This is a genomic window from Inquilinus limosus MP06 (genome assembly GCF_000767795.1).
Lineage (GTDB): Bacteria > Pseudomonadota > Alphaproteobacteria > DSM-16000 > Inquilinaceae > Inquilinus > Inquilinus limosus_E.
Genome location: NZ_JANX01000251.1, coordinates 1 through 8,637, shown reverse-complemented (window position 1 = coordinate 8,637; position 8,637 = coordinate 1). Strand labels below are relative to the sequence as shown.

General features: G+C 69.2%; 8 protein-coding genes and 2 pseudogenes. 3 read left to right on the top strand and 7 right to left on the bottom strand.

Translation table 11 applies throughout. From position 1 onward, the window contains the following. The 3 genes and pseudogenes from P409_RS18900 to P409_RS18890 form a co-directional block, all read right to left on the bottom strand. Positions 1–2,575: pseudogene (locus P409_RS18900) on the bottom strand (hypothetical protein); the annotation flags it as partial. A gap of 474 nt (positions 2,576–3,049) precedes the next feature. After that, entirely contained in the window at positions 3,050–3,244 is a 195-nt protein-coding gene (locus tag P409_RS18895; RefSeq protein ID WP_034841386.1) for a hypothetical protein, read from the bottom strand. A 13-nt stretch (positions 3,245–3,257) separates the two neighbouring features. Further along, positions 3,258–4,709, bottom strand: a complete 1,452-nt coding sequence (locus tag P409_RS18890; RefSeq protein ID WP_202964722.1) for a PAS domain S-box protein — start codon at positions 4,707–4,709, stop codon at positions 3,258–3,260. Positions 4,710–5,037: 328 nt separating this feature from the next. Here P409_RS18890 and P409_RS18885 point away from each other — a divergent pair, with 328 nt between their 5' ends. Both P409_RS18885 and P409_RS18880 read left to right on the top strand, forming a co-directional pair. Further along, positions 5,038–5,454, top strand: a complete 417-nt coding sequence (locus P409_RS18885) for a CBS domain-containing protein (RefSeq protein ID WP_034841382.1) — start codon at positions 5,038–5,040, stop codon at positions 5,452–5,454. 43 nt (positions 5,455–5,497) lie between these two features. Then, the gene (locus P409_RS18880) at positions 5,498–6,385 is read left to right on the top strand and encodes an alpha/beta fold hydrolase (protein ID WP_034841378.1); all 888 of its coding nucleotides are present in this window, start codon (positions 5,498–5,500) and stop codon (positions 6,383–6,385) included. Positions 6,386–6,394: 9 nt separating this feature from the next. On the opposite strand, the gene P409_RS18875 is transcribed toward P409_RS18880, so the two are convergent. The 3 genes from P409_RS18875 to P409_RS18865 all read right to left on the bottom strand — a co-directional run bounded on the left by P409_RS18875 (position 6,395) and on the right by P409_RS18865 (position 7,636). Further along, positions 6,395–6,769, bottom strand: coding sequence for an avidin/streptavidin family protein (locus tag P409_RS18875; protein WP_034841399.1), 375 nt, complete (start codon positions 6,767–6,769; stop codon positions 6,395–6,397). 64 nt (positions 6,770–6,833) lie between these two features. Continuing rightward, positions 6,834–7,175 (bottom strand): hypothetical protein, encoded by a 342-nt coding sequence (locus P409_RS18870; protein WP_052120922.1) that lies wholly within the window; start codon positions 7,173–7,175, stop codon positions 6,834–6,836. A 215-nt stretch (positions 7,176–7,390) separates the two neighbouring features. Then, positions 7,391–7,636 carry a hypothetical protein gene (locus P409_RS18865; protein ID WP_152613436.1) on the bottom strand — a complete coding sequence of 82 codons (246 nt, stop codon included), beginning with the start codon at positions 7,634–7,636 and terminating at the stop codon, positions 7,391–7,393. Positions 7,637–7,912: 276 nt separating this feature from the next. Here P409_RS18865 and P409_RS18860 point away from each other — a divergent pair, with 276 nt between their 5' ends. After that, complete coding sequence (locus P409_RS18860; protein ID WP_052120919.1) at positions 7,913–8,416, top strand: RNA polymerase sigma factor; 504 nt, start codon at positions 7,913–7,915, stop codon at positions 8,414–8,416. Between the two features lie 8 nt (positions 8,417–8,424). Here P409_RS18860 and P409_RS41405 read toward each other — a convergent pair. Then, positions 8,425–8,637: pseudogene (locus P409_RS41405) on the bottom strand (hypothetical protein); the annotation flags it as partial.

Below are 8,637 nucleotides of genomic sequence, written 5' to 3'. Positions count from 1 at the left end.
AGCCCGACAGGATCAGTCCTTTCGCCAGCCCGTCGTTCCGGCTGTTGTCGGCCAGGTCGACGATGGCGGACAGGTTGATGTCGCCCTGGAAGGACAGGGTATCGATGCCGTCGCCGCCGACGAAGCGGTCGACGGCCCGGCCGGCCCCGTCCTCGCGGGTGAAGTTGTCATTCCCGGCACCGCCGTCCAGCTGGTCGGCGCCGGCCCCGTCGGACAGCATGTCATCGCCGGCGCCGCCGCGGAGGATGTCGTTGCCGCCATTGCCCTCCAGCCGGTCGGCCAGCGCGCCGCCGGTGACGGTGTCATTGCCGCGGCTGCCCTCGAACTCCAGCGATTCCATGCCGCTGAAGCGGGTGGTGGCGTTGACGTTCACCGTGCCGGTGCCGAAGGTGAAAGTCACCCCGGCCGTCTCCTCCCAGAAGTCGACGAAGACCCGGTCGTTACCCGTACCGCCGGCGGCGGTGTCGCCCTTGTTGATGTGCAGATCGTCGTTGCCTGCGCCGCCGTCCAGCGTGTCGGCGGAGGCGTCGGCGAGGCCGTCGCGGGCCCAGAGCACGTCGTCGCCGTCGCCACCCGACAGGGTGTCGGCCCCCTCGCCGCCAAAGAGCGTGTCGTTGCCGCCGAGGCCGGAGAGCACATCGTTGCCGGCGAAGGCCTTGAATTCGTCGTCCAGCGCGCCGCCGGTGAGCCGGTCGTTGCCCGACCCAGTCTCGATATGGACGCGCTCGACATTGCGCAGGATGACGCCGCCATTCGCCAGCTTGGTGTCGGCCGACAGCGTGAAGCTCATATCGACATTGAGGTCGTTGCGGTCGATCCAGGCGTAGTCCGTGCCGGCACCGCCATCGATGCGGACCACCACGGTGGGGCCGGTGCCGTTGATGGTGACGTAGATCTCGTCATCCCCGGCGCCGGCGGCGATGGTGGTGTCGGCGCCGGCGGTCTTGATATCGACATCGATCTCGTCGTCGCCATTGCCAGCATTGAGGACGTTGATGCCGTCGCCGTCGCGGAGTGTGTCGTCGCCGTCGCCGCCGGTGACCGTGTCGTTGCCGGCGCCGCCGTCCAGGACATCAGCCCCGACGCCACCGGTAAGGGTGTCGTTGCCGGCGCCGCCGTCGAAGCTGACCTGCAGCGCCGCCCCGGCGGTGAGCTTGTCGTTGCCCGAGCCGGTGGTGATGTCGAAGATCTCGGCGTCGCTGATCACCGTGCCGTCGGACAGGGTGGCGGTGCGGCCGGCGAAGGCGAAGGTCAGCCCGGCGGAGGCGTCGCCGCGGTCGATCTCGACCATGTCGATTCCCGCGCCGCCGCGAAGAGTGTCGGCGCCGCCATTGCCCGCGATCAGCATGTCGTCGCCGTCGCCGCCGTCCAGCAGGTCGACGCCGGTGCCGCCGTCGAGAACGTCGTTTCCGGCCATGCCGCCGATCGTGTCGTTGCCGCCTTCACCCTCCAGCACGTCGTCCCCGGCATGGCCGCGGAAGCCGTTGGCGGCGGCGGTGCCGGTGATCGAATAGGCCTCGAAGCCGACGAAGCGGGTGCCGTCGGACAGCCGGCCGAGCACCGTCGGGGCCTCGGCGATGAAGTTCCCGGTGACGCCCGTGACCATCAGGCGGTCGATGCCGGCGCCGCCGTCGATCTGGTCGGCGCCCTGGCCGATCTCCACCATCGCGGTGTCGTTGCCGGCCCCGGCATAGATCAGGTCGGCGCCGAGGCCGCCCTCCAGGATGTCGTCGCCATTGCCGCCGATCAGCCTGTCGTCGCCGGTATCGCCCGACAGGGTGTCGTTCTGCTCGCCGCCGTCGATCACGTCGGCATCATCGCCGCCGTTGATGGTGTCGTTCCCGGACTGGCCGGCCAGGGAATCAGCCCCTTCATCACCCCAGATGAAATCCCAGCCATTACCGCCGCGCGCGGAATCGGCGCCGGCTCCGCCGGTCAGCACGTCGAAGCCGTCACCACCTTCCAGGATGTCGTTGCCGTCCTCGCCGTCCAGCTGGTCGGCGCCGCCGCCGCCCATCAGCACATCGTTGCCGGCGCCGCCGAGGAAGAGGTCGGTCCAGCGGCCGCCGGCCATCCCGTCGGCGAAATCGGTGCCGGTGACATAGAACTGCTCGATGCCCAGGATGACCGCGCCGATCGGCAGGGTGCGGCCGATGGCCGGGTCGACCGCGCTGAGTGACACCCGCGTCGCCTGGGCCGAGTAGTCGAGCATGAGCATGTCGAAGCCGAGCCCGCCGTCGATCTGGTCGCCGACGGCGTCGGCCAGGTCGTCGATCATGAGGATGTCGTTGCCGGTGCCGGCGCGGATGTAGTCGGCGCCCGCGCCGCCGGTGACGGTGTCGGTGCCGGAACCGCCGAGAATGGTGTCGTTGCCGTCATCCCCCATCAGCACGTCGCCCTGGAAGCCGCCGTCGACCCGGTCGGCGCCCTCGCCGCCGAGGACGAAATCGGAGGCCAGGCGGCCATAGAGGGTATCGTTGCCGCCGAGGCCGTAGAGGCTGTCGCGGAATCCGTACAGGGTATCGCCGTCGCCGATCAGCGTGTCGGCGCCTTCGGTACCGGTATAGGTGGCCATGGGTGAAATCCGTTCGGTTGAAATCGCGAGAGGGTCGACGCCCACTCCCGGCCCGCAAACAGCACGCTCCGCGATCCGGGGTGTCCCGCCGAACCGGATCGGCGGGGAGAGTCAGGACCGATGCGCGCGCATCCGGGAGTGGGCGCGTCCCGGGCCGCGGCCGGACCGCGGTGGGCTCGCCATACGACCATCGGCGCCAGGAGGCGTCACCCTCCGAATGGAGGGGCAGATCGCGTTTTTCAACCGATCAGGAGGTTAGAAGCTCAGGGCAAGGCCCCGACCCGGACCAGTCCAGGCACCGGAAGGAACGGCAAGGGGCTCAAGCCGGGTGGTCAAGCCGGAGCCAGCTGTCCTGCTTGCCGTCTGTCGGGGACGCAGGACGGCCTCCGCGGGCATGCCCTCGATCTGGTCGTCGGAATAGGCGGTCATGACGCAGAACGGAATCCGGCGGCGCCACAGGATCTCGACGACCGGCTAGACCCGCATCCCGCGCCGCAGCCTGACATCGAGCAGGGCACCGTCGAGATGCTGCGTCTCGGCGAGGGCGATCGCCGCCTCCAGGGTTCCGACCGGCCCGACCGGGGCGAGCCCCATGGTATGCACGGCTTCGGCCGGCGGGCTGGAAGCGTTCGAACGCTTCTTCCTGCACATGCCGGCCGACACCGGCATGGCCTGCGGATTCCTATGACGAGCCGAGCTGGCTCAGAGGCAAGGAGATCCCGATGACCAGCCCGTCGCGATGCCAGCGCCGGCTCAACTCCCCTTTCAGCTGGCCCTTGATCGTGCCGTCCGCCAGCCAGGTGCCGAAGCCGGAGGTCTCGGGCGCCGCTTCGATCGGCGGCCCGCCGCGTTCCAGCCAGTCCAGGCGAAGCCGCTCCGCCTCGACCGCGACGGCGATCCGCACCTGCCCGTCCGGCATGGACAGGGCACCATATTTCGCCGCGTTGGTCGCGAACTCGTGAAACACCAGCGCCAGGCCGGTCACGGCATGACCCTCGACGGGGAGGTCAGGCCCGGAGATCGCCACCCGCCGTCCCGGCGCCTCCTCATAAGGCGAGACGATGGTACGGGCCAGCGCGTGCAGCGAGGTGGGGGTGGCGGCCTTCTCGCGCCCGATGTCGGCCAGGGTCAGCTCATGCGCCCGGGCGAGGGCGCCGAGCCGGCTCTGGACGGCCTCGGTCAGCTGCTCGACCGAGGCGCTGGACCGGGCGCTGAGGGTCACCACGGCGCCGGCGAGCGTGAACAGGTTCTTCACCCTGTGGCTCATCTCCCGCAGCAGCAGCACCTGCCGTTCCCGGGCCCGCCGCTGCTCGGTGATGTCGCGCACGATCTTCGAGGCGCCGACGATGCGGCCGTCGGCATCCTTGACCGGCGATACCGACAGCGAGACCTCGACCAGGGTGCCGTCCCGGCGGCGCCGCACGGTCTCGAACCGGCCGATGCGCTCGCCGGCCCGGATCCGGGCGAGCATGCGGGGTTCCTCGTCATGCCGGTCGAGCGGGATCAGGATCGTGATCGGCTTGCCGATCACCTCCTCCGGGGCATAGCCGAACAGCTTCTGCGCGCCGGCGTTCCAGGCCGTGATGATGCCGTCGAGATCCTTCGCCAGGATGGCGTCATCGGAGGATTCCACGATGGCTGCCAGGCGCTGCGCGGTCAGCTCGGCCTGGTATCGGCCGGTGATGTCGATCAGAATGTTGACCGCGCCGGTCAGCCTGCCCGTGGCGCTGAACAGCGGCGTCGGATAGGGAATGAAATGCACCCGGCTGCCATCGGGCCGCTCGGCGATCGTGTCCACTCCCAGGACCGGCTTCCGCTCCCGCAACGACAGCGCCAGCGGCCCCTCGTCATGGGGAAGCGGGGTGCCGTCCGGCCGGAACAGCTTCCACGCGCCGTTGTACCGCGCCTTGCCGATCTCCGGAGCCAGGCCCCACAACCGGATCGCGGCATCGTTGCAGAAGGTGATCCACCCCTCGGCATCGGTCATATAGACCGCCACCGGGAGGGTCCGCAGCAGCGCCTGCCATTGCAGCTCGTCGGCAAGCCGCCCGAGCTTGAACCGCGTCACCCGGAATTCGGGTTCGGCGGAGTCCGGCAGACCACCACCCATGCGGCGTCCCTCTGTCGAAGCCATCGTCGTTCGCCATCAATAAGGTGCGATCGACAGCATCGAGGACGGTAGAGGCTGCTGCAGCGAAAGGCAACGAGCCGCATCGCATCACTGATCAATTTTTATCATTTGATAAGTAATAGCGGTTCCGGTCTTTGATCTTTGCGGTATTGGCTCGCCGCGCCTGAGTTTCGGGGCGCCTCCGGAACCGATGCGGATCAGTTCCATTGACTCGTGAAGATGGCTCGACGCCCGTGAGCGCGGGCCGACGGCATCTTCAGCCCGGCAGGCCGGCCGGAGCTTCCGTGGCATGAGATCCGGCCGTCCTGCCTTCCAGAGTGAGGAGGCTCGCATGAGAGTCAGCGACGCGATGACGCGCGACGTGCATGTCGCGAACCCCCGCGAGACGATCCGGGAGGCCGCCCAGGCGATGGCCAGCCTGGACGTCGGCGCCCTGCCGGTCGGGGACAACGACCGCCTGGTCGGGATGATCACCGACCGCGACATCGCCACCCGCGGCGTGGCGAAGGGGCTGGGCCCCGAGGCCAGGATCGCCGACGTCATGACCGGTGACGTCAAATACTGCTTCGCGGACCAGGATCTCGGCGAGGTCAGCCACAATATGGGCGATGTCCAGCTTCGCCGCCTGCCGGTGGTCGACCGCGACAAGCGGCTGGTCGGCATTCTCTCGCTCGGCGATGTCGCGATGACGGGTGACGGCGCGGCCGGGGAGGCGCTGGGCGGGATTTCCCGTCCGAACGTCCGCTAAAGCCGACCCCGGCGCCCTGCGCGCTCGCGATCAGGAGCTCCTCATGCCGACGATCCAGCAGCTGAGGACGTCCCATCTCGACATCGCCTTCGAAGCAGCCGGCCCCGCCGACGGCATGCCGGTCGTCCTGGCCCATGGCTGGCCGGACGATGTCCGGTGCTGGGATCGGGTCACGCCGCAGCTGGCGGATGCCGGGTACCGGGTCCTCTCGCCCTATCTGCGCGGTGTCGGCCCGACGAGGTTCCTGTCCGCCGGAACGATGCGCAGCGGCGCCATCGCGGCGCTCGGCCAGGATCTCGCCGATTTCATCGACGGGCTCGACCTGCGTGATGCGCTGGTCGTCGGCTATGACTGGGGCGCCCGGGCCGGCTATGCCGTCGCCGCAGCGTTTCCGCAGCGCCTGCGGGGCCTGGTGGCGATGTCGGCGGGCTATGCGACCGGCCAGCCGGTGCGCGAGATGCCATACGAGCTGGCCAAGGCCTACTGGTACGAGTGGCTGGTGGCGACGAGGGCGGGGCGCGAGGCGATGGAGGCCGACCGGCGGCGCCTGTGCCGCTATCTCTGGGAAAGCTGGTCACCCGGTTGGCGCTTTGCCGAGGAGGAATTCCAGGCCAGCGCCGCCTCCTGGGACAATCCCGACTGGGCGCCGATCAGCATCCACGCCTATCTGCAGCGCTGGGGCGAGGCGACCGGCGCGCCGGAGCATGAGGCGTTGCAGGACCGGCTGTCCAGGTCGCCGCCGATCGGCATCCCGACGATCGTGCTGCATGGCGCCCGGGACGGCGACAACCTGCCGGAGACCTCTGCCGGCAAGGACAGCTTCTTCCGCGGCGGCTATGAGCGCACGGTCCTCGAGGATGTCGGCCATTTCGTGCCGCGGGAGGCGCCCGACGCGGTGGTCGCCGCGGCGCGGAGCCTGCTCCCGCGCTGACGCGACGGCTCAGCCGACGCGCTCGAACGTGTCGAGGCTGGTGCCGAAGGCGCGCCAGGCCCCGACCTCCCGGATCTCGGCCGGCGCGCCTTCCCTGGTCGCGGTCAGGGTGCGACCGGCGACGGTGTGCCAGAGGGTCTCGATCTTGCCGTCCCTGAGCAGCCCGGTATAGCTGACTGCGGCCGGTCCGGCCCTTCCGTCAGCGGCGGCGGTGAAGCCGATGACGTCGCCGCAGGCGGCGCCGCGGATCGGAACGTCCTGCCCGAAGAAGCTGCTGTCCTCCAGGGCCGTGCGGAACCTGCCGCGGATGACGCCGCCGCTGTCGTCCTCGATGACGACGATCGAGCCGTACTGGTTGCGCCAGGTGCCGTTCCAGGATGCCATGACCATACCTCCTCGAATGATCCCCGCTGAACGGCCTGCCTCGGACCTCGGGTCTTCGCCGCGGTCAGGCGAGCCCCAGCAGGCCGAGGGCGAGCGCCACGGCCAGCAGCAGCGCCAGGACGGCCGCCAGCGCCGAGACGTGCATGAGGCTTCCCGGCGCCCGGCGGCGATCGACGCCCTGATCGCCCCGCATGAGCGACATGTCCGGCGGGCGCCCGATCGCCTCGCGCTCGCGCGCATCGCCGACCTCCTCCGGGGAGGGCGGCATTCCCGCCGCCTCGTCATCGGTGCCGAGCGGGGCCGCGGCCGGATCCTGGGCCGCGATCTTGTCCCCGGTCAGGCCCCGGTTGATGTCGCGCAGCAGCTGCTGCGTCGTCGGATGTGTCCTGTTCGTCTGCTCCGGCATGGTCTGCGGCTCCCGCCCTCGGCGTCTGCCGTGCCAATGGCCGTCCAGCGCGTCGCGTTCCCGGGCGGGTGCGAGGCGATGGCCGGGAACCCGGCCGTCAAAACCGGCCCGCTCGGAAGCGGGATTAGGCCTTCGGGACCTTCGGCCGGCACGAACCCGGCCGGCTCAAGCCGGAGGCGAAGCCGCAGGCCTGACCGAGCCCGCAACGCCTCCCGTCACCAAGCCCCCGTTTCGAGAACCTGACCGGCCAACCGGCCGGAGGCGCGGATCGCATCGAGGCGCGCCTCCGCATCCTCCTGGTCATAGGCCCAGATCGTCGCGGTCCAGACCCGTTCCATCCCCGACTGCGTCCGCAGATGCGGGTATTCGACGACGAAGCGGAACATCGGACGCCCCCACTGGTCGCAGGACACATGCTCAGGCTCGGGACGCTGGCGATCGGGAAGGCGGATGACGGTCATGGCGCTGCGATCCATCGGATGGTGGGGTCTTCCTGCTGAATGCGGGGATGCCTGAGGCGGTTCCGGCGAATTCTTTACTCCTCGTGATCGGTCGCAGAAAAAGGCGTCAGATAAACATTTGTTATCCAAGATAAAGTCTATCATTTGCTAATAAATTAAATATCGGAACGAAGTTTTCGATTCGAGGTTTGTTCTTATGTTCCTCGAATAAGTTGCCGCCACGAACCGCTTCGCTGAAAGAGACGGCCGGCGGCTCAAGCCTTGAAGGGAAATTCCATGCCGGACCAGGACTGCGCCTCGGGCCGCGCCGATTTCACGACCGTCGTCGCCCCCGTCATCTGCGAGCTTCGGCGCTATGCGCGATCGCTGACCCGGAACCGGGCGGACGCGGAGGACCTGCTGCAGGACACGCTGCTGCGCGCCTACAACAAGTTCCATCTCTGGACGCCGGGCACCAACATCGCCGGCTGGCTCTCCGTGGTCATGAAGCGGGTGTTCCTGTCGCAGTTCGAGCGCCGTGGCCGGCTGATCGCGGTCCCCGCCGAGGATTTCGACGGGCCGCAGCCGCCGAGCCAGGAGGATGTCCTCGACCTTATCCGGCTCGGCAAGGCCATCGACGGCCTGCAGCGGCATCACCGTGAGCTGGTCGAGGCGGTCGCGATCAACGGCGATTCCTATGAGGAGGCGGCGCACGCCTTCCACATTCCGATCGGCACCGTCCGCTCCCGCCTCGGCCGGGCTCGAGACCATCTTCGCCAGCAGACCGGCGTTGCCGGGTAGCGGACTTGTCAGGGACCCGGCGGCGTCGAGGGTGGGCTGGGCCGCAGGAAGACGCGGGTGATGCCCGGATAGGCCTTCATCAGCCTCCCGGGATCGACGGCGGAATGGATCGCCTCGCTGAGCATGGCGGAGCCGCCGGTCCAGGCCGCGGCTGCCGATTTCGTGGCCGCGACCGCCAGGTCGCCGGCCAGCGCCGCATAGATCGGGCCGCGGGCGCCGGC